General features: G+C 35.3%; 22 protein-coding genes. 8 read left to right on the top strand and 14 right to left on the bottom strand.

Annotated features, from left to right (window positions below):
- The first annotated feature begins 497 nt into the window (after window positions 1-497).
- Window positions 498-920, top strand: a complete 423-nt coding sequence (locus tag BM253_RS15835) for a transposase (protein WP_091526243.1) — start codon at window positions 498-500, stop codon at window positions 918-920.
- Entirely contained in the window at window positions 920-1240 is a 321-nt protein-coding gene (locus tag BM253_RS15830) for a helix-turn-helix domain-containing protein (RefSeq protein WP_091526242.1), read from the top strand. Before BM253_RS15835 ends, BM253_RS15830 begins: the two co-directional genes overlap by 1 nt.
- 135 nt (window positions 1241-1375) lie before the next feature.
- Here the strand turns inward: BM253_RS15830 and BM253_RS15825 are convergent, their stop codons facing one another.
- Window positions 1376-2524, bottom strand: coding sequence for a DNA polymerase III subunit (locus tag BM253_RS15825; protein WP_091526241.1), 1149 nt, complete (start codon window positions 2522-2524; stop codon window positions 1376-1378).
- Between the two features lie 147 nt (window positions 2525-2671).
- On the opposite strand from BM253_RS15825, the gene BM253_RS15820 reads away from it, so the two are divergent.
- Window positions 2672-3862: a phosphoglycerate kinase gene (locus BM253_RS15820; RefSeq protein WP_091526238.1), complete on the top strand. Its 1191-nt coding sequence runs from the start codon at window positions 2672-2674 to the stop codon at window positions 3860-3862.
- Between the two features lie 51 nt (window positions 3863-3913).
- Here the strand turns inward: BM253_RS15820 and BM253_RS15815 are convergent, their stop codons facing one another.
- The 12 genes from BM253_RS15815 to BM253_RS15760 all read right to left on the bottom strand — a co-directional run bounded on the left by BM253_RS15815 (window position 3914) and on the right by BM253_RS15760 (window position 17108).
- Window positions 3914-4546 (bottom strand): outer membrane protein, encoded by a 633-nt coding sequence (locus BM253_RS15815; protein WP_091526237.1) that lies wholly within the window; start codon window positions 4544-4546, stop codon window positions 3914-3916.
- A gap of 283 nt (window positions 4547-4829) precedes the next feature.
- A complete protein-coding gene (locus BM253_RS15810; RefSeq protein WP_091526235.1) occupies window positions 4830-7922 on the bottom strand; it encodes an efflux RND transporter permease subunit in 3093 nt (1030 codons plus the stop codon).
- 5 nt (window positions 7923-7927) lie between these two features.
- On the bottom strand, window positions 7928-9028 hold the full coding sequence (locus tag BM253_RS15805) for an efflux RND transporter periplasmic adaptor subunit (RefSeq protein ID WP_091526233.1): 1101 nt from the start codon (window positions 9026-9028) through the stop codon (window positions 7928-7930).
- 1 nt (window position 9029) lies between these two features.
- On the bottom strand, window positions 9030-10280 hold the full coding sequence (locus BM253_RS15800; RefSeq protein ID WP_091526231.1) for a TolC family protein: 1251 nt from the start codon (window positions 10278-10280) through the stop codon (window positions 9030-9032).
- Window positions 10281-10408: 128 nt separating this feature from the next.
- A complete protein-coding gene (locus BM253_RS15795; RefSeq protein ID WP_091526229.1) occupies window positions 10409-11221 on the bottom strand; it encodes a hypothetical protein in 813 nt (270 codons plus the stop codon).
- 43 nt (window positions 11222-11264) lie between these two features.
- On the bottom strand, window positions 11265-11915 hold the full coding sequence (locus BM253_RS15790) for a DUF6705 family protein (protein ID WP_091526226.1): 651 nt from the start codon (window positions 11913-11915) through the stop codon (window positions 11265-11267).
- 46 nt (window positions 11916-11961) lie between these two features.
- Window positions 11962-12612, bottom strand: coding sequence for a DUF6705 family protein (locus tag BM253_RS15785; protein WP_143095690.1), 651 nt, complete (start codon window positions 12610-12612; stop codon window positions 11962-11964).
- 46 nt (window positions 12613-12658) lie between these two features.
- A complete protein-coding gene (locus BM253_RS15780) occupies window positions 12659-13309 on the bottom strand; it encodes a DUF6705 family protein (RefSeq protein ID WP_091526224.1) in 651 nt (216 codons plus the stop codon).
- Between the two features lie 12 nt (window positions 13310-13321).
- Window positions 13322-13951, bottom strand: a complete 630-nt coding sequence (locus BM253_RS15775; RefSeq protein ID WP_091526222.1) for a hypothetical protein — start codon at window positions 13949-13951, stop codon at window positions 13322-13324.
- 80 nt (window positions 13952-14031) lie between these two features.
- The gene (locus tag BM253_RS15770; RefSeq protein ID WP_091526219.1) at window positions 14032-14889 is read right to left on the bottom strand and encodes a hypothetical protein; all 858 of its coding nucleotides are present in this window, start codon (window positions 14887-14889) and stop codon (window positions 14032-14034) included.
- Window positions 14890-15089: 200 nt separating this feature from the next.
- Window positions 15090-16427 (bottom strand): sensor histidine kinase, encoded by a 1338-nt coding sequence (locus BM253_RS15765; RefSeq protein ID WP_245758516.1) that lies wholly within the window; start codon window positions 16425-16427, stop codon window positions 15090-15092.
- A 3-nt stretch (window positions 16428-16430) separates the two neighbouring features.
- Window positions 16431-17108 (bottom strand): response regulator transcription factor, encoded by a 678-nt coding sequence (locus tag BM253_RS15760; protein WP_091526217.1) that lies wholly within the window; start codon window positions 17106-17108, stop codon window positions 16431-16433.
- Between the two features lie 149 nt (window positions 17109-17257).
- Here BM253_RS15760 and BM253_RS15755 point away from each other — a divergent pair, with 149 nt between their 5' ends.
- A complete protein-coding gene (locus BM253_RS15755; protein WP_177205809.1) occupies window positions 17258-18253 on the top strand; it encodes a DUF4837 family protein in 996 nt (331 codons plus the stop codon).
- Window positions 18243-18692 (top strand): GNAT family N-acetyltransferase, encoded by a 450-nt coding sequence (locus BM253_RS15750; RefSeq protein WP_091526213.1) that lies wholly within the window; start codon window positions 18243-18245, stop codon window positions 18690-18692. The genes BM253_RS15755 and BM253_RS15750 overlap by 11 nt, the downstream gene beginning before the upstream one ends.
- 10 nt (window positions 18693-18702) lie before the next feature.
- Here BM253_RS15750 and BM253_RS15745 read toward each other — a convergent pair whose 3' ends face one another.
- Window positions 18703-19095, bottom strand: a complete 393-nt coding sequence (locus BM253_RS15745) for a barstar family protein (RefSeq protein ID WP_091526211.1) — start codon at window positions 19093-19095, stop codon at window positions 18703-18705.
- Between the two features lie 467 nt (window positions 19096-19562).
- On the opposite strand from BM253_RS15745, the gene BM253_RS15735 reads away from it, so the two are divergent.
- The 3 genes from BM253_RS15735 to BM253_RS15725 form a co-directional block, all read left to right on the top strand.
- A complete protein-coding gene (locus BM253_RS15735) occupies window positions 19563-20192 on the top strand; it encodes a LuxR C-terminal-related transcriptional regulator (RefSeq protein WP_091526208.1) in 630 nt (209 codons plus the stop codon).
- Window positions 20193-20213: 21 nt separating this feature from the next.
- Window positions 20214-21041, top strand: a complete 828-nt coding sequence (locus BM253_RS15730; protein ID WP_091526206.1) for a sensor histidine kinase — start codon at window positions 20214-20216, stop codon at window positions 21039-21041.
- A gap of 259 nt (window positions 21042-21300) precedes the next feature.
- Window positions 21301-22484 (top strand): T9SS type B sorting domain-containing protein (locus BM253_RS15725; protein WP_091526204.1); only part of this gene is annotated, 1184 nt, incomplete at its 3' end.

The raw sequence follows: 22484 nt of genomic DNA, 5'->3' as shown, positions 1-22484 counted from the left end.
GTCAGTTAATAAACGAATGTGCAGACGGCGTGAAGTGTAGCGAAGAAGCACACCAGGCAAACCGCAGATCTGAGTTTATTATTCTGGAGATGTAGGATTAAAAGATAAATTAGCATTTATACAACAAAAGCAGGGAATATACTCCCTGCTTTTTTGTTAAAACCTGTGTAGAACAAATTCTACAAACACTACAAAATAAGTACTACACAATGTTTTTTTGTGACGTGTTAACTTTGTATCATAGAATTTTAAAATAATTGTTCAACTAAAATTCTGTTAGGGCAAACAGAGTCAAAAGTAAATACGGTCTTTGATATTTAATCAAGAAAGTCAGAGAAACAATAGATAGAGAATTCTATTATGAGTAAGTAGGGAGTTGAAAAAAGGAAATAGTTATTGTTGTTAAGTTAGAGCGAGGGATTTTTATTCCTCGCTTTATCAATTAATAAATTATGACTTTATAGGTAGCTACAGTAATAGTTTTATTTTTTTTAGTTATGAATTTTAAAGAAATACATATAGGTGAATTAATCAGAAAAATAGTGAAAGAGGATCAATTAGATCCCTATAAAATATGCAGCTATTTGGAAATTTCGGAAACAGAACTGACTAAAATATATCATTCTAAAAGTTTAGACAGTGAACTGCTGCTAAAATTAAGTAAAGTGATAAAATACGATTTGTTCAGGGTGTACTCACAGCATCTGCTTTTTTATGCACCTACAAACAACAATCAGCAAACAAATAGAAAGCCCGATAGTGATATTCCGGTGTTTCGTAAAAGTATCTATACAAAAGAGATTATTGATTTTGTGTTGGAATTAATTCAAAACAAAACAAAAACACAAGCCGAGATTACCGAACTGTACGGTATTCCTAAAACTACATTACATAATTGGATTAAAAAATATAATAAATAATGAGCATTAATTACAAAAAGATATTTCAAGATATTTTAGATATAAAATTTCCTGAAAAAACAGAACTGCATACCATTGTATCAGAAAAAGAAATTAATGATTTCTACGATGTTTTAAGTCTGAACAAAATAATTTTTGGTACTGAAAACAAAGAAAATAAGCATAAATCGTACGATCCATCTACAATAACAAAGGTTTTAAAATATCAGCAGGAAAACAATTTAAGCAATATTGAAACGGCACGTAAATTCAATTTAAGCCGTAACACAGTAAGTGCGTGGAAAAAGAGAGTAAATTTTAATAATTCTGCAATGGCATAAAAAAAAGAAAAGCACCTGTCAATGAAGACAGATGCTTTTCTATAACCAAAAAAAACACTTATGAGCTACAAATGTATAAATTATTTTTGAAGTTCAAAATATAACAAAGAATAATTTGTGTTTTTTATGATTTTTTTATTTCTTATGAATCAACCTCGTCAGCTTAATAGATAAATCGGTAAAGATCATTTTGGCGTTTCCGTTTCGCTCTATGTGATAGGTGGCATCTTCAATTTCCTGATAAATCTCTAAAATATTGTGTTCGTTTACAAAAGGCGCAAAATTCTTCAGTTTAAAATTTTCAACTTTTGGTTCCATATAAACCAATTCGGCAGTGCTGTAATTCAACAGTAAAGCCTGGCGAAACAATTCCATACAATGATTCAAAAAAAGTTTTTGTTTTTCTCGACCAATAGACGCTATTTCATCGCTCCATTTAATTAAATCGCTTACAACACGTGCGTTTTTATTGGCACGAAACGCCGCACGAACCCAAGTAACAAACCATTCATCAAACGGATATTCGTTAGTAATATTATAAAGCAGTTTTAATGCTTTGTTATAATTTCCCTGAGCCTGTTTGGCAATGCTGTAGGCATCAACTTCATCACAGTTTTCTTTTTCAATCAATCCCTGAACAATTTCCTGCTCGTTTAAAGCATTAAAATGTAAAATCTGGCAACGCGACAATATGGTTTGCAAAATTGCTTTTTCATCTTCAGCAATCAAAATAAAAACAGTTTTATCGGTCGGTTCTTCCAATAGCTTCAAAAGCTTGTTTGCGGCTTCGGTATTCATCTTTTCTGCCATCCAGATAATCATTACCTTATAACCGCCTTCAAACGGCTTTAAAATAAGTTTTTTAAGGATGCTTGCTGCCTCGTGAACCGAAATGTTTCCCTGCTTTTTCTGAATTCCGATCGCTTCGTACCAATCGTTAACAGATCCATATGGAGTTTCCTTTAAAAAATCGATCCAAGAACTCATAAAATCATCACTTACAGGATTCGATTTAATGCTGTCTGTAGTAGCCACCGGATACACAAAATGTAGATCGGGATGTTGCAAATGATCGAACTTTAAATTGCAGGCAGCAGATCCGCCTTCGTTTTCACTGCCTTTATTGTTGCAGATAATGTATTGGGCGTACGCCAGCGCCATAGACAACGTACCGCTTCCTTCCGGTCCAATAAACAATTGGGCATGCGGAATTCTGCCTTTCTGAACGCTGTTTACCAAATGGTTTTTTAAGTGGTTTTGACCTACGATATCTGAAAATTTCATACTGCAAAAATAGCTTTTTTAAACGTGGATTTGCTAACAAATATAAATGTAATTTATTTTTATGAAACCTTGTAATTCTGTATAAACAAACAAAATACAAAATTGTATATTTGCGCTTTACAAACAATTCAACTACATAAAAAAGCAATGAAAACAATAAACGATTTTAATTTCAGTAACAAAAAAGCCATTATCCGCGTAGATTTTAACGTGCCTTTGAACGAGCAGTTTCAGGTAACCGATGATAACCGCATTGTGGCTGCAAAACCAACAATTGATAAAATTGTGAACGATGGTGGTGTGGCAATATTGATGTCGCATTTGGGCAGACCAAAAAACGGACCGGAAGATAAATTTTCTTTAAAGCACATTGTATCGAAAGTAGAAGAGGTTTTAGGCAGAAAAGTAACTTTTGTAAACGATTCTGTTGGTGCTGATGTTGAAAAAGTTGTTGCCGATGCAAAAGAAGGCGATGTGATTTTATTGGAAAATCTGCGTTTTTATAAAGAAGAAGAAGCGGGTGACGAAGCTTTTGCTGAAAAATTATCGAAATTAGGAGATGTGTATGTGAATGATGCTTTTGGAACAGCGCACCGTGCACATGCTTCAACCACCATTGTTGCGAAGTTTTTCCCGAACGATAAATGTTTTGGAACGTTGTTGGCTAAAGAAATCGAGAGCATTGATAAAGTTTTGAATTCAACCGATAAACCTGTTACGGCGGTTTTAGGCGGATCAAAAGTATCATCTAAAATAACCATTATCGAAAATATTTTAGATAAGGTAGATCACATGATTATTGGTGGTGGAATGATGTTTACCTTCATAAAAGCACAAGGCGGAAAGATTGGTAGTTCGCTTGTTGAAGACGATAAAATGGAATTGGCATTAGAGATTTTAGCAAAAGCAAAAGCTAAAAACGTACAGATTCATATTCCGGTTGATGTAATGGCTGCAGATGCATTTTCTAACGATGCAAATACACAAATTGTTGCTTCAAACGACATTCCTGACGGATGGCAAGGGTTGGATGTTGGTCCAAAAACTTTGGAACAATTCAACAAAGTAATTATGGATTCTAAAATTATTTTATGGAACGGACCTTTGGGCGTTTTTGAAATGGAAAAATTTGCCGCAGGAACAATCACTTTAGGTAATTTTATTGCCGACGCAACCGAAGCCGGAACATTCTCGTTAGTAGGTGGAGGAGATTCTGTAGCAGCCGTAAAACAATTTGGTTTAGATGATAAAGTAAGCTACGTTTCAACCGGTGGTGGTGCTATGTTGGAAATGCTTGAAGGACAAACATTACCTGGTATTGCAGCTATTCTGAATTAAATAATATATCTTGAAATATAAAAAGGCTCGACATTTGTCGAGCCTTTCCGATTATAGTACAAAATTGAATCCGATAGAAGCTCCAAGCGTTTTGAAAATTATTTTATTTTCCGTTGTACTAAAAGTGTCTTCATATTTAGTTGAAAGCTGTTGGTAATTCAATCCCAAATCAATTGCAATACTTGGCGTTATAAAGTAAGCTAGTCCTGCTTTTCCACCCCAAACAAAAAAGTTATCATTTTGTGTTTCGGTAGATGCTACTTTCGTTTTTATTGCTGCATATCCGGCTCCTGCACTTATGTAAGGAAAAGCTTTAGAATCGGCTTCAATAAAATAGGTTACAGAAGGAATAACCGAAAAAACAGTATTGGTTACTTTTGCTGTTTGATTGAAATCGTAAGAAGCATCCTGTTTCTGAACTTCATAACCTAAATTCAATCCTACAGCCAAATTGTCAATAACAAAATAACCTACAGTAGGTGTTACATTAAAAGTAGTGGTTTTTTGTCCGTCTACAGAATAGTCTCCTGACTTTTGAGTTACTTTATTGCTGTTGAATCCTAAATTGGTCGAGCCTCCAATAATCCAATTTCCTTTAGCGGTTGGGAATGTGGTTGCTGTTTCGGTTTGAGCATTTGCAGTTCCAAAAAACGCCAATAAGGCGATAAGTGTTAGTTTTTTCATGATTAAAAAATTTTTGCAAAAATACAATTTCTTTGCAAAAAAGAAAAAGCAAGTCGTTACAACTTGCTTTAGCAGATAGAAAAACACCCCTCTCGTTACGTTAATAATTAACTTTTATTATTTAATGCAGTACTAAATTACATACTGCTTTTTTGAATTGCGTAACGAAAAGGTTATTAGAACTTTAATAATTAAGGTGTTTTGTTTTTATTGATTTTGAAGATTAAAACTTAAGCATATGTCTTTTATCTTTCGTCTATGTTCTTTCATCTATTTAAATTTTTTATTCTCTTTGCTTTCTGTAAGCATAATAAAATACAACGGGTAAAATCGAGAATGATAAAATTAAACACACAATCAATCCACCTACAATCATAATTGCGAGTGGTTTCTGTATTTCTGATCCCATTCCGGTTGATAGCGCTGCGGGCAATAATCCCATTGATCCCATTAAGGCAATCATGACAACTGGTCGAATTCTGCTTTTAACACCGCTTGCAATTGCTTCTTTCAATTTCATTTTGTGTTTCAGATTATCGGTTATAACGCCTATCAAAACTATGCCGTCAATCGTTGCTACACCAAACAGAATAATGAAACCGATACCTGCCGATATTCCAAAAACCGTTCCCGTAAGCCAAAGCGAGATAAATCCACCAATAAATGCAAAAGGCAATGTTAACGATGCAATGGCGGTATCTTTCATGTTGCCGAAATTGGTATAAAGTAACAGTAAAATCAACACTAACGAAACCGGAACAACCAATGCCAACTGCTTGGTAGCACGTTCTTTACTTTCAAATTCGCCCGCCCATTCGGTATAATTTTCTTTAGGCAGTTTAACTTCTTTCGCCACAACCTGCTTAGCTTCGGCAATAGTACTGCCTAGATCTCGACCTTCAATACTAAAACCGATTCCGATATATCGACTATTACCTTCACGGTAAATAAACGCCGGACCGGTTTTATAGTCAATTGTAGCGATTTCCTGTAACGGAATGTTGTGCCCATTGCTTGTAGGAATTAAGATATTCGCGATTTTTTCGGGCGAATCTCTGTAAGCTTCCTGAAAACGCAGAATCACATCAAACTTGCGGTCGCCTTCATAAAACTTGGTAGCTGCCTGTCCGCCAATCGTCATTTCAATTACAGCCTGAACATCGGCGGTTTGAATGCCGTATCGAGCCATTTTAGAATCGTGCAGTTGAATGCGCAGTTCCGGTAAACCAATGTTTTTATAAACATTAATGTCGGTAACGCCGTTTACTTTTGAAATAGATGCAGCAACTTTATTGGCATATTTTTCGAGATCGTACAAATCATCGCCAAAAATTTTAATCACCAGCGAACTTTTCACGCCGGCTACATATTCTTCTACGTTATCCTGAATTGGCTGACTGAAACCAAAAGTGATACCCGGATAATGGCTTAGTTTGGTTCGAAGTTCCTGAATAATATCTTCTTTTGAAACATTTCGTTTCCAATCTGCTGCATCTTTCAATTGAATGTTGAATTCTATGTTGAAAAATCCTGTAGGATCGGTACCATCGTTCGGTCTGCCGGTTTGTGTCAATATAAAATCAATTTCTTCACAATCTTTCTGCATCAGCTGTTTCATTTCCTTTGTAAGTCGGGTCGATTCCTTTAAATTCACACTGTTTGGCAATGTGGCACGAATGTAAATGGCTCCTTCGTTCAGTTTCGGCAAAAACTCCGATCCGTAATTCATAAACTTAAACATACAGATTCCCAAAATCGCCAAAAAGATAATAATGGTTGCTTTTTTGAATTTGAACGCCGTTGCATAAAGTCCGAAAATGGTTTTTTGGAAGAACCTTGTGATAAAATTTTCCTTCTCTTCAATGTTTTTTGTAAACAGCAACTTACACATTGCCGGTACATAGGTTAAACTTAAAATTAATGAACCTAACAACGCGTAACCCAGTGTAAATGCCAGCGGAGTAAACATCTTACCTTCCACTTTCTGAAACGAGAAAATTGGTAATAATGCTACAATCAATATAATCAGTGCAAAAAAGATGTACGATGCCACGCTTCCTGCACTTTTTTTAATGATCCCCATTTTGCTCATTTTTGCAAAACGTTCAGCACCCACTTTATGCGACATCGTGGCGAGGGCAACGAATACGGTTTCAACGATTACGAGGGTTCCTTCGAGCAACAGTCCAAAATCGAGCGAGCCCATGGAGATGAGGTTGGCGGGCAGTCCTTGTATTTTCAGCATGATGATGGCAAACAGAAACGACAGCGGAATTACCGATGCTACAATTACCGTTGATTTCCAATTGTAAAGAAATATGAAAACGATTAACGATACCAAAAGCACGCCTTCAACCAGATTTTTTGATACGGTTTTTACGGTATTGTCAACTAATTTTGTACGATCTACCACCGTTTCAATTTTCACATTGTCTGGCAGGGTACGTTCGTTTAATTCGGTAATTTTTTCCTTTAAATTATCAATCACTTCCGACGGATTTTCTCCACGAAGCATAATTACGATTCCTTCAACCAGATCGTCTTTATCGTTGTATCCAACCTGTCCCAATCGTGGTTTGTGCGATACCACCACATCGGCAACATTTTTAATCAACACAGGAGTTGATCCGTTCAATTTAATGGTAATGTTTCCAATGTCTTCAATCTTATCCAGCAAACCTACACCGCGCACCACATACGCCTGATTTCCCTGTTCAATAACATCGCCCCCAACGTTCACATTCGATTTTGAAACCGCTTCGTAAACATCTAACGGCGACAAATCAAAATTCTTCAGTTCAGTAGGGTTGATCTTAATTTCGTAGGTTTTTTCTTCGCCACCAAAACTCACCACATCGGCAACTCCCGAAACCGAAAGCAGTTCGCGTTCTATTACCCAATCTTGAATGGCGGTAACTTCTTTCAGCGGTAAATCGCTCTTAATCACATAACGAAAAATTTCGCCAGTAGCACCAGACGGCGGTTCAATTTCGGCATCGGCACCTTCGGGCAAATCTACTCCGGCAAGTTTGTTCGACACATATTGTTGTGCGTAAAAATCATCGGCTCCGTCCTCGAACTGAACGGTAACAACCGAAAGTCCGAAAAGCGAAATAGAGCGGATATTAGATTTATGCGGAATGCTGTTCATTACCTTTGAAATAGGCAGCGTAACCAGTTTTTCCATTTCTTCGGCACTACGTCCCGGCCATTGCGTAATAATTCGGGCACGGGTATTTGTAACGTCTGGAAATGCTTCAATGGGCGTGTGTTTTAAGGCGTAAATTCCCCCAAAAAGCAACGCCAATACGCCAAAAAGCACAAAGGTGGTGTTTCGCAGGGAAAAGGTTACAATGTTCTGTACAAATTTTTGCATGACTGCTATTGGTTTATTTGTTCAAAAATGATGAGTGCGTTGGTGGTAATAACTTTTTCGTCTGCTGCAAATTTTTCGTTTACAAACGTGTATTCTTCGTTACTACCCACAGGATTTATCTGTCGAACGCTCATTGAGCAGTTGTTTTTGTAAACCACCACATATTCTTTGTTGTTGCTAAAAACCTTGGCTGCATTAGGTATGGCAAACGCACTGCCTTGAGTATTGTTTTTATCAATAATGATATCGGCACTTAAACCGGGCATCAGGTTTAAATCGTGATTTTCCAACACAACCCGAGCTTTAATTACGTGTTCGTTATCGTCGAAAACATTGTAGATTTTATCAATTTTTCCCGGATAAACCTTGTCTGGATAAGCAACTGTGCGAACTTTAACCACATCATTTTTTTGAATGTATTTTAAATTGTTTGCGTAAATATTTACCATTACCCAAACTTCTTTTAGGTTTGATATAGAAAAAAGCGCGTCGGTATCATCGTCGGTAATAGACTGACCCGTGCTCATGTTTTTTTGAACGATGTATCCGTTTTTGGGTGCCAAAATTTGGAAGTATCCGTTACCTGCTGATCTAAACATTTTTAACGATGCGTTGATTTTGTCGGCTTCGATTCTTGCTGCACTTAAAGCAAATTCTATTTCCGAAACTTCGGGTTGCGATGCCATTCCGTCGTTCAACAGTTCCTGTTTGCTTTGCAATTGTTTTTTGTAAAGCGCAATTTGATTTTCCTGATATCTTTTCTGTTGCACCAGATCTTGTATTTCGTTCGATTTTACCATACCCAAAACCTGACCTTGTTTTACATAATCGCCCAATTCAAAATGTACTTTTTCAATGATTCCCTGTAGCAGACTTTTAAAGGCAACCAAATCGTTTTCGTTGTATTCGATCTTGCCCGATAACGCCAGTTGTTCGCTTATAGGTTGTTCGGTAATCGCTGCCATTTTGGTGGTTTTTTTAAGCTGATCACTTAAACAGAACGCCTCTTTGGTTTCAGACTTGTTTTCTGCTGTTTCGGTTTTTGTTTGGCAGGCCGTTAAAAGTAAGCCCGACAATAAAATTAGTAAGCTGTTTTTTTTCATCATGTTAAAAATCTTTGCCCGTTATGTATTGTAGTTCTTCAACGGTATGGTGGTAATTTTCCAATAATTCAAGATACGCCTGTTGTGCTTCGCGGTATGCTTGTGTAAAATCGATAAATTCTATTAAAGTAATTTGTTTGTTTTGCAGATGTTTTTTGTAATTTTCAATCATTTGCTGCTGCTCGGTTGTATTAATATTCGACCAATTTTTTAGCGATTGATCCATCAATACCAACTGTTCTTGCAAAACGTTGACGTTAGTTGTTAGTTCGGTTTCTAAAACCTGTTGCTGCGTTAGTTGTTGATCTATATTGTGCTTTGCTGCCCTGATTGCACCTTTGTTGGTATTGAAAACAGGCAGATCGATACTTACACCAACGCCCACAAAATCGCGCATAATGTTACCACCACGATCGTAATTAACCTGAAAAGTAAGATCGGGCACACGTAATGCTTTTTCTAACTGTAACTGGTTTTGTGCCCTATTGGTTTCGTTCAACTGACGTTGCAAGCCAATATTGTTATCTTTTGCCTGATCTTTAATATTCAGCGGAATTTCTTTCGATACAAACGGAAGATCAGAAAAACGGATATCAGAAAGATCTAACGAAGCATTCTGTGTAAGCAATCGCATTTTGTTCAAACTTTCTGTTTTCTCTTTTTCCAGCTCAATTTTTTCTTTTTGCAAACCGATTAGCTCGGTCTGTATACGGTAAAATTCAGCTGTTGGAATGTTTTTCAGAGCAGCTTGTCGTTCGTACTGACTGTTCATCTGTGTAAACAAATCTACAATGCTGTTCAACAGCGTTTCCTGGGTTTGAATTCTGTTTAAAGAATAATAATTCTGACGGAGTTCTTTCTTCAATCCGCGCATTAGTTCTTCAAAATCGAAAATAGCACTGTTTTTCTCCAGCTGTTTAATGGCGACTCTTTTTTTGCGTTTACCTGCAGTTTCTACCAATTGTTCTAACTCTATGGAGATTTGCTGGTTGTTTCCGTAATTCCCGAAAAGGAAAGGTTGCTCTTCAATCTGATAAGTTTTCCACAGATTGACTTCCGAAATACTTAAGGTAGGATTGGGCCACAGTTTTTCCTGCACAATTTCGGCATCGGCTTTGGCAATGTTGTACTTGCCGGCAATTAAAACGTAGTTTTTCTCTAAAAACTGCTGTTCAAGATCGGCAACGGTATAGGTTTGGGCTTTCACAAAAGTGGTAAACCCTATTAAAATTATGGACAGATATATTCTTTTCACTTCTACATACTTTTAGAAGCTCAAAAGTAGAAAGTGAAGATTAAGGTAGATTGTGTTTAAAATTAGAAGTAGATTAGAAAGATCGGTTATCAATAAAAAAACCTGCTCGATTAGAACAGGTTGTATTTTTAAAAAGAAGCTAAATCTATTTCTTTTGTTTCAAGTTTTCCTTTACAAGGAGATAAATCTAAAAAAGTATATGCAGGTTTTGGACTTACTTCAGGATCTTTGTGCGGACAATATTTTCTGTCTGCCGTTTCATAGAAATGTAATCCGCAAGTTTTGCACGCAACACCTGCTACATTAATCGCTGTGGCGCAATTTCCAAAATCAATCATTTTAGTGTAAAATGGAGCATCTTTTGAAAGTAAATCAGGATTTATCAATAGCTCTTTGGCAAAACTATAAGCTATGTTTTCGTATATATTTCCAATATCCGATAAAGGAATAAACGATAATACATTTTCGCTTTCATGTGGATTTGCTATATAGTCTTCATAAGAAGTTTTAGAAAAATCATATCTTAACAAGGTAAATTGATATGTGTGATAATCTTTTGAGAAATGCATTAGATTATACACCACTAATGGTTCGCCATCTTGATTTAATTCGTCTTCACCAATACTTACTTTATATGTTATTGTATGCATTTTTTGCGATTCATATACAGCAATAGAATTTAAATCCATACTGATTAATTGTATAATTTCAGAATCTGCATTATTGCTGTTAAAGAATTGTTCTTTTAAAGAAGCATACAAATTATAATTTTTAGCTTCTAAATATTTTTTCTCTAACGCTTCTTGATTGAGATTAAATGTTTCGCCATCAGGGAAATCGCTTGTATATCCTATAAAATGATTTGGAAGTAATCTGTCTTCAGATTGTGCATAACCGACAAAGCATAGTGCAGTTAGTACTATTGAATAAATTTTTTTCATAATTAAAGTAGTTTAAAAAAGCTCCTTTTTCAGGAGCTTTATATTACGGAACCTTTACAAAATCAAAAATACCAAAATCCATAAACAATGATGTTTTTGTTGGTGGAGAGTTAGAGTCTTTAAAGTTTGTAAAATCGCTTGGAGAAGTTTGATCCAAAAAATCCATACGTAGTTTAACCACACCGTTTTGTGTATAGGTATGTATCATAAAACCTAAATCCTCAAAAGCATAATTATCATTGTTAGGCTCATAGTACCACAAATGCAAACGCTGGTTTGGATAGGTACACATATAACAATCATTAAAATTTTCTACTCTCCCCGTGGAGAAAATTTTATAGTTGACAGCCTCTGCAAAAGTTTGGTTCAAAGCAGGCAAATCGTTGTATATTAGCACTCCGTTTTTAACCACCTTTAAAGCGCCTATTAAATAATCTTTTTGATATGTTTTATTTACATGGGGATAACTTTTAAGAAACGTTTGTTTTTTAAACTGTAAGGTATAAGTGGTAGTACCATTTTGGTATTGCCAGGTGCCTATAAACTGATTAAAATATCCGGTTACATCTTTGTAGTAATAGCCATTTTGACCATAACCTATATTTACTGGTGTGTTAAATAAATCTACAGTTGTAAACTGCGCAAAGCTATTTAACGTAAAAAAGCTAAATAGTATTAATATATATTTTTTCATGATTTTATAAGTAGTTTAAAAAGCTCCTTTTTTCAGGAGCTTTATATTACGGAACCTTTACAAAATCAAAAATACCAAAATCCATAAATATGGATGTTTTTGTTGGGGGAGAGTCAGGGTCTTTAAAGTTTGTATAATCGCTTGGAGAAGTTTGATCCAAAAAATCCACACGTAGTTTAACTACACCGTTTTGTGTATAAGTATGCATCATAAAACCTAAATCCTCAAAAGCATAATTGTCGTTGTTAGGCTCAGAGTACGACAAGTGTAAACGCTGGTTTGGGTACGTACACATATAACAATTGCTGAAATTTTCTGCTCTTGTCATCGAGAAAATTTTATACTTAACAGCATGGGTAAGGTTTAGGTTCAAAGTTGGTAAATCGTTGTATATTAGCACCCCGTTTTTAACAACCTTTAAAGCGCCTATTAAATAATCTCTTTGATATGTTTTATTTACATGGGGATAACTCTTAATAAACGTTTGTTTTTTAAACTGTAAGGTATAAGTGGTAGTACCATTTTGGTATTGCCAGGTACCTACAAACTGGTTAAAATAGCCGCTTACATCTTTATAATAATAACCGTTTTCGCTAACACCAATATTACTTGGTACATTAAACATATCTACGGTTGTAAACTGCGCAAAGCTATTTAACGTAAAAAAGCTAAATAGTATTAATATATATTTTTTCATGATTTTATAAGTAGTTTAAAAAGCTCCTTTTTTCAGGAGCTTTATATTACGGAACCTTTACAAAATCAAAAATACCAAAATCCATAAACAAAGATGTTTTTGTTGGGGGAGAGTCTGGGTCTTTAAAGTTTGTAAAATCGCTTGGAGAAGTTCGATCCGAAAAATCCATGCGTAGTTTAACTACACCATTTTGTGTATAAGTATGTATCATAAAACCTAAGTTAGAATAAGCATAATTATCATTGTTAGGCTCATAGTACCACAAGTGCAAACGTTGGTTTGGGTAGGTACACATATAACAATCATTAAAATTTTCTACTCTCCCCGTGGAGAAAATTTTATAGTTAACAGCTCCTGGAAGGCTTAGGTTTAAAGTGGGTAAATCGTTGTATATTAACACCCCGTTTTTAACAACTTTTAACGCACCTATTAATTCATCTTGTTGAAATGATTTGTTTACATGAGGATAACTCTCAATAAACGTTTGTTTTTTTAACTGTAAGGTATAAGTGGTAGTGCCATTTTGGTATTGCCAGGTGCCTATAAACTGGTTAAAATAACCGGTTACGTCCTTATAATAATAACCGTTACTTCTTCTTTCTACATTGTTAGTATAATCGAACTTATCAGTTACAGTAAACTGTGAAAAACTGTTTAGTGTAAAAAAGCTAAACAGTATTAATATATATTTTTTCATGATTTTTTATTTTTAATATCCTTGATTTTCTGTTACATTTCCACTAGCATCTAACCCCAGTAGTTTCCAAGTGCCGTTAAACTGCCCGTTGTTGGCATCTAAACGGTAAAAGTTTAAAGGCACATTATTGTCTTTTAAAACTTTTAACAAAGCTTTTTCGTACATTTTGGCTTTTACAGCATCCCCGGCGGTGGAAGGGCTGATTTTACTGTATTCATCTCTCAATTCCCTTCCTATTTTTATCCATTTTTCATCACTGTTTATATACAAAGAAAACGGCGTACCATTACTAACCGTTTGAAAGTTAATTTTGGTAGCATCATTAGGAAACATAACTATATACAGGCTTTCGCTGGTCATTAAACCTACAAATAAATCATATAATTCTTTTTTATTAGACATACTTTTTACGTTTCCTATCCTGAATATTGCACGAAGATCACTATGAGAAAACATAGGGTCTGCTTTTGTTTCTTTATTAGATTCATTATATATTATCGTATGTTTATTGGTATGGGTATGTAAAAAACCAGTGTTAATAGCGATTTTAACATAATCGTCAATATTTAATGCCCAAACTGAACCCGTTTTTAAAGGTAATGGTACTTGGTTTGCTAATGGCGTATATTTACCATTTTTCATTTGTTTAGTAAACATATAACCATGTTCTTGCGTGTCGCTGGCTTTACTATATAAATCTTGTAAAGTTGGTAAATTGTTTTCTACAAACCTTTTAGTACGTTTAAATTTTTATCGGTATTACCAATACTAATTTGAAAAAAAGCTAAACCATCTTTAAAGAGATCTCCAATCCTTTTTACAGGATTACTATTGATTGGGTTAGGTCTTACTGGTGTATAGCCTCCACCGCCTCCACCGCCTGGTGAACCAACAGAACCTCCACCACCGTGACCGTCAGGTGCGCCAGAGCCAGGTGCTCCATAACAGGGTCTTGTATCTATAGTTGTATAGCCAGGTGTTGCCCTGCCATCTCCTTTTACTGTACATCTATCATCTCCATGTTCATGAGCTTCATATTTACAAAGTTTTCCAGGGTTATTTGTTGTAACAGCACAAGGTTGGTACACCAATCTTTGAAGGCCAACAGCAATTTCATAGTTGTAAGCTGTTTTCCCGGCTGCTTGATTTACGTTGCTAAAGCTATACCTGATATTTTCGTAAATATTTTCAATATCGTTTAATGGTAAAAAAGCCAGCTGCGCACGGTAAATATCTGGGTTCATAACAAACTCTTGGAAAGAAATCTGGCTAAAATCGTATCGTAACAAGGTTACATAATATGTTTCATAGTCATGAGAAAAATACATTAAGTTGTAAACCTCTTGTATTTCATCAGTTTCTTCCTGTTCTTCTAATGTTACATGATACGTAATGGTGTGTATTTGATCTGATTCAAAAACAGTTATATAATCTAAATCAATGTAAACACCATATGCAGCTTCTTCGTCCACAGAATTGGTTTTTATTAAACCGCTTTCTGTTTTAAATTCTTTCTGCAAAATAGTATTCAGGCTTTTATTACCTGAATATTTTGCTTCTAACTCTGTTTGTGTTAACACAAACCTTTTTCCTTTTAGCCAGTTTCTTCGTGGCTTAGGTATTGATCATTTTCTAACACGTCGTCGTGTTTACAACCAATAAGTAACAACGAGCAGCTCATTAAGAGCGCTAATACTTTTTTCATAAATGTTTATATTAAAATTTAGAACAAACATATACAAAAATGTTAAAATAAAAAAAATATTATTTATTCTAAAATTTAGAAAACCAATTTTACCGTTGTTCCTTTTGGTTGGTTTGCCGATAATTGCAACTTGATATTATGAAGGTTTAGAATAATGTTTGCTATAGACAAACCAATGCCTTTGCCCTGAAACTGCTGGGTATTGTGACCGCGGTAAAAGTTTTGTTTTATCTGTTGCAGATCGATTTCGGGAATACCGATTCCTTGGTCTGAAATCGACAAACATAAACGGTTGTCTTCTTCGTAAAAAACGATTTTTATCAGTTGGTTGTTCGAATATTTTATGGCATTGCCCACCAGATTGTTTAATGCCAGTTCCAACATTTTTTCGTTGCCCTGCACGGTTAAAAGTGCATCGTTTGTTACCTGCAAATCAACATCAATCGTGGCATTGTGGTATAAAACGGCATTTTCTATAACCTGCCAAACAACTTCATCAATACGCACAGGTTCAAACTCAAAACGTGTTTTAGCACCCGATAAAAGCATCATTTGGTCTAATGTTTCCTGTAAATCGTTGGTGTATTGTTTCAGTTGATTGATTGTTTTTTCGTGTTCTTCCAGCGTTCGTTTTTTATTGTTGGTAACTTCTAATGTTCCTAATAAGGCAGTAATCGGCGTGCGGAGTTCATGCGATACATAGTCGATAAAATTCTTTTGTACAGTAAATGTCTGCCCAATTTTGTCGATAAAATGGTTATAGGTCGTTATCAGATCTTCAATTTCGGCATACGGCTTGTTCAACGCAAGTGGCTGGTTAAAGTTGTTGGTATCGCGCTCTTTAATTTGATCGATAATTTTAATAATGGGTTGATACGCGATATAACCCAGATACTGCGAAAAAAAGTAGATAAAGATCAATCCGCCAACCGAAACCAAAATTAAAATATGAAGCAGCGATTGCATTTGGTCATTAAATTCGTTTTTGGGTTCGCGGGTAATTACCACGAAATCGCCTTGATTGTCGTTGTAGTAAATTCCGTTGTAAAAATAGAGTTCGGTGGTAATAAAATCGTTTCTTTTTTGTCGGACACTTTCTATGAATGTTGATGAAATATTCTTGTCGAAATACATATCGCCACTGAATTTTTTGTTTGATTCATCGTAAACCACAATGTTTTTGCGCGAAATGGTTTTAAGTAACTGACTTTTAATATTCTCGTGTTCTAACGCAGGCAGTTCGTCTTGTTCCAGATAATAAACCGCCGCCAAAAGTGTTTTATTTTCCAGCGATTGCAGTTCTTTCTTTTCCATTTGATTATAAAACGAAAAGTAAACTGCCGTAGAAACAATCACGATGATGATACTGAAAATTACAATAGAATATAACGATAAACGGTGCTTTAACTTCATAACTTATAGTTTAAACATATAACCAACACCTTTTACCGTATGAATATATTTACTGTTGTTTTTTTCGATTTTATTGCGCAAGTACGAAATGTAAACATCAACAACGTTTGTATGATTGTTAAAGGTAATGCCCCAAACTGCGTTTAAAATTTGTACGCGGGTAACGGTTTTGTTCTCATTTTCAACCAGATAATTCAGCAGTTTAAATTCGCGCGGAGAAAGTTCAACTTCCGATCCGTTTACAAAAACTTTGTATTGATCCAGATCGATTTCCAGCTCATCATATCTTTTTATATTCGAAGTTTTTTCAGGTGCTTTTTGCTGATTTCTACGTGTCAATGCTTTAATTCTCGACAATAATTCATCAAAATGAAAAGGTTTGGTAATATAATCGTCTGCACCGTAATCTAACGCCGAAATTTTATCCTGAACCGAATTCAAGGCACTTAACATTAAAACCGGCGTAAAAATATTTTTAAAGCGCAGGGTTTGTACCAACTGAATGCCGTCAATTCCGGGCAGCATAATGTCGCAGATAATCAGATCGAACCGTATGCTTAAAAAATCGTTCAAAACATCTTCTGCCGATTTACAAAGCGTAACAATGTATCCGTTCTCTTCCAGCCCTTTAATTAAAAAGTCGCTTATTCTTTTATCGTCTTCAATAACCAGTATCTGCATCACAAAAGTTTTATCAAAAATACTATTAAAAATAGCAGAAAATATCGGGTTTAAAAAATCTAACCGACTTCTAATTTACAATTATGTTTCAATTGCAGGGATAATTCGTTCGGGTTTGCGTAATTTTACGGTAATCTATGGTACAAAATATGAAGCATACCGTTTTTTATTTGTTGATTATTGCAGGATTTATGATTGGCTGCACAAAAAAATCTGAAACTGCGACTATTAATTTGAACAAATCGTTTGGCAACCGCAACGAAATTGTTTTGGTGATTGATGACAGTTTGTGGATTGGTAAATTGGGCGACAGTATCAGACATAAATTGGCGCAGCCCGTTGCCGGCAGTACCGATACCGAACCGCAGTTTGATTTGGTACAGATCGATCCTAAAATATTTACCACACGTGCAAAAAATGCGCGCAACATTGTGCTGTTTTCTACCAATACCGTGCACGAATTTCTGCTGCAAAAAAGTGTAAATGCCACGCCGCAGAATTATTTTTTTCTACGTGCCCGCAATACCACCGATTTGCTGAAACTTTTTAATACACGTGCCGATTCTATTATTTCCGTATTTAAATCGTCTGAATTAAACGAACAGATGCATGAGGTGGTAAGAAATTCTACTCAGGATCTGCATGAATTAAAAGATTATTTCGGTTGTACCTTGAAAATTCCCGATGCGTATCATTTACAGGTTAAAAACGAATTTCCTTTTTTATGGTATCAGAAGGATCTATCATCGGGCAGTTTAAATCTGGTTTTGTATGAATTTTCGATAGCAGAAATTGAAAACGAAAGCGGATCAATTGAACAACATCTGTTACAGGCAAGAAATTACATTGGGAAAGAGTTTTTACATACCGCTAAAGATTCTGGTTATATTGTTACAGATCCTGCTAAAAATGTAAGCATAACAAAAGAAAAACTGCAGGAACTACCGGTTTATAAAATAATTGGAAGCTGGGAAACCGCCAACGATTACTTAAAAGGACCGTTTGTGTGTTATGCCATTCGCGACGATTATTACAAGCGTTATTTGTTTATTGAAGGATACATTAACAATCCGTTTAAAAACAAGCGTGACCAATTGTTGGAAATAGAAGCAATTATAAAAACCATAAACTTTAATGAACATTAAAATTAAAAAATTCGACGATTTAACCGTATCTGAACTTTATAAGATATTGAACCTGCGAAACGAGGTTTTTGTGGTGGAACAAAATTGTGCTTATTTAGATACTGACGGAAAAGATCAATTGGCGCATCATATTTTAATGTGGCATGATGAGGTTTTAGTTGCTTACGCCCGCATTTTTGCACCGGGTATTAAATACCCAACAAGCAGTATTGGTAGGGTAGTGGTGCATTTTGCCTATCGCGATTTAAAATTGGGGCATTCGTTAATGGAACACGCTGTAAAAGCAGTAGAAAATCTTTATAAAACCGGAAATATCACCATATCGGCACAGGCACATTTACAAGGATTTTACAACAAACATGGTTTTAAAACAATTTCCGATGAATATTTAGAAGATGATATTCCACATGTGGAAATGATGCGAACTAAAGAATTGTAGATTGTAATTGTTACTCTATAATTAAAGTAATGTTTTTATGATCGGCAATCATTTCAAGAATCATATCAAAATAGGTTAAACCTGTACCGTTTTCAAGAGCTCTGATATTTTGCTGTATTATTTTGGTTGAAAATACTTTTGGCTGCTTTAGTTTTTCCTGATAGAATTCCATTGTAAAATCATAGCCGAACAATTCTTTGTTATGATCGAAATTCTTCCAAGTAAGTTCAATAGGTTCGTTTCCAGAAATCAATCCGAAACCACCGTAAAAAAGGTCATTCAAGGCATCAAGACTTTCACCGATTTTCCACTCTTCCTTAGCCATAAAAACCCGGTTTATTTCTTGGTACAGACTTTCTTTATCGGATATGTTGTTGCCGTTTATACAGATCTTCTTTGTCATAAAATTTTCTTTTCAACGTAAAAATAACCTAAAACTTTGTAGAAACAAAAAGAGCGGAAATTACTCCGCTCTTTCTTACAAAATGATATATGATTTTCTATTTCTTTACTAATTTCATTTGAAGCAAATAAACAAAATGTTTAATTAACAAACGCTATGAAATAATTATTTTAAAGACACTAAAAACAGTGTTTTGTAAAATTAATATTATGAATTATCAGTGTTTAAATCGTGGTGTTTTAGCAACTTTTTTTCATGTTGATGTAGAACAAATTCTACAATTAGCATATTCATGGTACTACAAATGTTTTTTTGAGGTGTTTCTATATTTGTAATAGAGATAAATAGCAAACTTTTAAATTCTTGAAAAAAGAGTTTTGTTTGCATAATTTATTAGGAAAAAGTATGCGTTATTAACTTGTATTGGGGCAATAAATAATGCAATGTTGTTTTAATTAGGAAAAAATATGAATAGGGTTGCTGTAGTGGTAGATGATCATGCGTTGTTTGCAGATTCGTTTGCTGCGTTGTTGGAAAAATTGGAAATGTTTGATGAGGTTCATGTATTAAATGATTCTAAAAAGAGGCTTAATTATTTTATTAAAAACTCAAGAAAAGAACTTTATCTGTTTTTAGATTATTATTTGGGGGATCATTTGGGAATAGACATTATTAACGATGTCCATCGCATAAATAAAAAGGTTAAGATAATTATGGTCAGCAGTGTAACACATGCCGTTGCAGTGCGAAGCATCATGGCATTTCAACCAAATGCGTTTATATCTAAAGCCAGTGGTTTTGATACGGTTTTAGAATGTATGAAGTCTATCAATGAAAATAAAGTTTTTTATTGTCCTATTATTACGCAGTGCTTAAAAGAGTTAAAGCAGGAAAAGGAAGTATGGCTTAGTGCAAGGGAGATTGAAATACTCCGCTATTTTGCTAAAGGTTTCTCAGTGAACGAAACCGCTGAAAAGGTTTTCTTAAGTAAGCATACGGTGGTGTCACATCGCAGAAAAATGATGAAGAAAACAAATACCAATACAATAACCGAACTCTTAGCCTATGTAAGGAAAACGGGTTTAATAGAAGATTAGAATAAATAAAATGATTGTTTTATGGGCACAAATTCAGTTAAAAACAATACCTGGCTACAAAATATGAACGATTTTTTTACAGGTAATTTAGAATTAAATTATTTGCTGCTTTTCAGCGTAATAGTGTTAACAATACTTCTTATAACAATGTACTTAAAAGAAATTAAGTTAAAAAAACAGATCAACAACTTACAATTAAAACAGTCTATACAAAGGTTTAAGGTAGAGCAGTTTGAAATGAGAATAAGGAAGGAAGAACGTGAGGAAATAGCTCATAATCTTCATGACGATCTAGCAGGTACGCTGGCAGCATTAAAAAACAATATGGAAGTTGCTATTTCCGAAAGTAGAAACAGTATTGATAGCAGTAAATTGCTTGATATAAGCCAGTCTATTGAAAAAGCATATAATCATATTCGGTCTGCCAGTCATAATTTGTTCGATTTGGCACAATTGCCCGAAGAGGAGTTGTTTTCACAGCATATTCATCAATTGGGAAACATGGTATTTTCATCAAAAAAGTATGCTTTTAATTTAGATATTGATGATGATGCTCTGCAAAATATACCTCTAAAAAAACGATTTGAATTAATCAGAGTTTTAAAAGAAGCTTTCGTAAATATCGTTAAGCACTCTCAAGCTTCAAAAGTAGATTTATTGGTTTATCAAGATCAGGAAAGTCTCCATATCTCTTTGAAAGATGATGGAATTGGTTTTAGAAAAACTATTGGTAAAAAGTCGTTAGGAATAAAATCTATGCAGAAAAGAATTGAAAAAATAAATGGCTTGCTAAAGATAAGAAACAATGAAGTAGGAGCTGAAATAGAAATCATGATACCTACATTGTAATTGGTTTCATAGGGGGTGTTATAACATGTTTGTGTTAATTATGCGCATAAACATACACGCTTTTTTTTATTATTATTATTTTTGGAAATAGTTTAAAGGGCATTAAAAGCAAAAGCTTTTTTAATAAATATAATTTTAAACTTCTAAGAAGAAAATTTGGAATAGGTTGTAAGTCAAATTATTTATAATTTTGACGGTTAAAAAGTTATCACAAGCAAATAGGGGAATTTGCTTTCTAAGAAATACTTTTTTAAAGATTATGAAAAAAAACTATATATCATTGATGTTGGTATTTGCGTGCTTTGGCATTCATGCGCAGCAGGCAGATCAGACAGTAAACCAGGGATTGTTAAAAGTAGACCCTGGCACGGAGGTATCTACGTATTTCGATTTCAAGAACGAAGCCACGGGTGATGTTTTGAACGATGGTGCAATGCACTTTTACGGACATTACAATAACGAAGGCTTGTTTAGCTATACCACCAACAGCCGCACGGGCTATGTGGTATTTGAAGGGCTGATGCCCGAGATGCAGAAGATCGAAGGAACTTCACCAAGCAGCTTTTACGATGTACTGTTCAACAAAAGCGGGGCAGAGCACAGTTTTCATTTAACCAACGACATCGCCAACGGCGGTACCGTTAATTTAATGAACGGAGTGGTATTAATGGACAAAGCCCAGGGCGGCGCGTTTGTGTTCTTAAAAGGCGCGAAGCACATCAACACCTCAGACCGCAGCCATGTAAACGGCGAAGTTACCAAAAACGGCAACGAAGGCTTTAAATACCCTGTGGGCGACGGCGGATATTACCGCTTTGCAGGCATCTCTGCACCCGCACAGGAATCAGAAATCTACACCGGGGAATACCTTTTTGAAAATTCCAACAGCAAATACCCGCATGCAAGCCGTACGGGGGTATTGCAGGCAATCGACGATAAAGAATACTGGATCATCAACCAAAGCGTAAAAACCGATAATTCGGTGATTGTAACCCTTTCATGGGATACGCGCACCACACCTAAAAGCTTTACCGACAATCCGGACTTACTGCACGTAGTACGCTGGGACGATAACCAGAAATTGTGGGTAGATGAAGGCGGAGTGGTAAACCATGCCGACCAAACGGTAACCACACCGGTAAATGTAGAGGGATTCGGAATCTTCACATTAGGAACAGTTAAAAAACCACTGCTGAACCCTGGCGAAGTAGTGATCTACAACGGTGTAACACCTGATGGTGACGGTATGAACGATTACTTCATCATCGACAACATCAACCAGTTTCCCAACAACAACGTAACCATTTACAACCGTTGGGGACGCAAAGTATACGAAACCCACAGTTACGACAGCAACGGCAACGTATTCCGCGGTTATGCGCAAGGCAATGCTATTGTGAACCAAGGCGAAAAACTTCCAACGGGAACGTATTACTATGTAGT

It is taken from the genome of Paenimyroides ummariense, assembly GCF_900115115.1.
Classification (GTDB): Bacteria; Bacteroidota; Bacteroidia; order Flavobacteriales; family Flavobacteriaceae; genus Flavobacterium; species Flavobacterium ummariense.
Note: the sequence above shows the minus strand (reverse complement) of the source record. Positions and strands in the feature narration are given on the sequence as shown.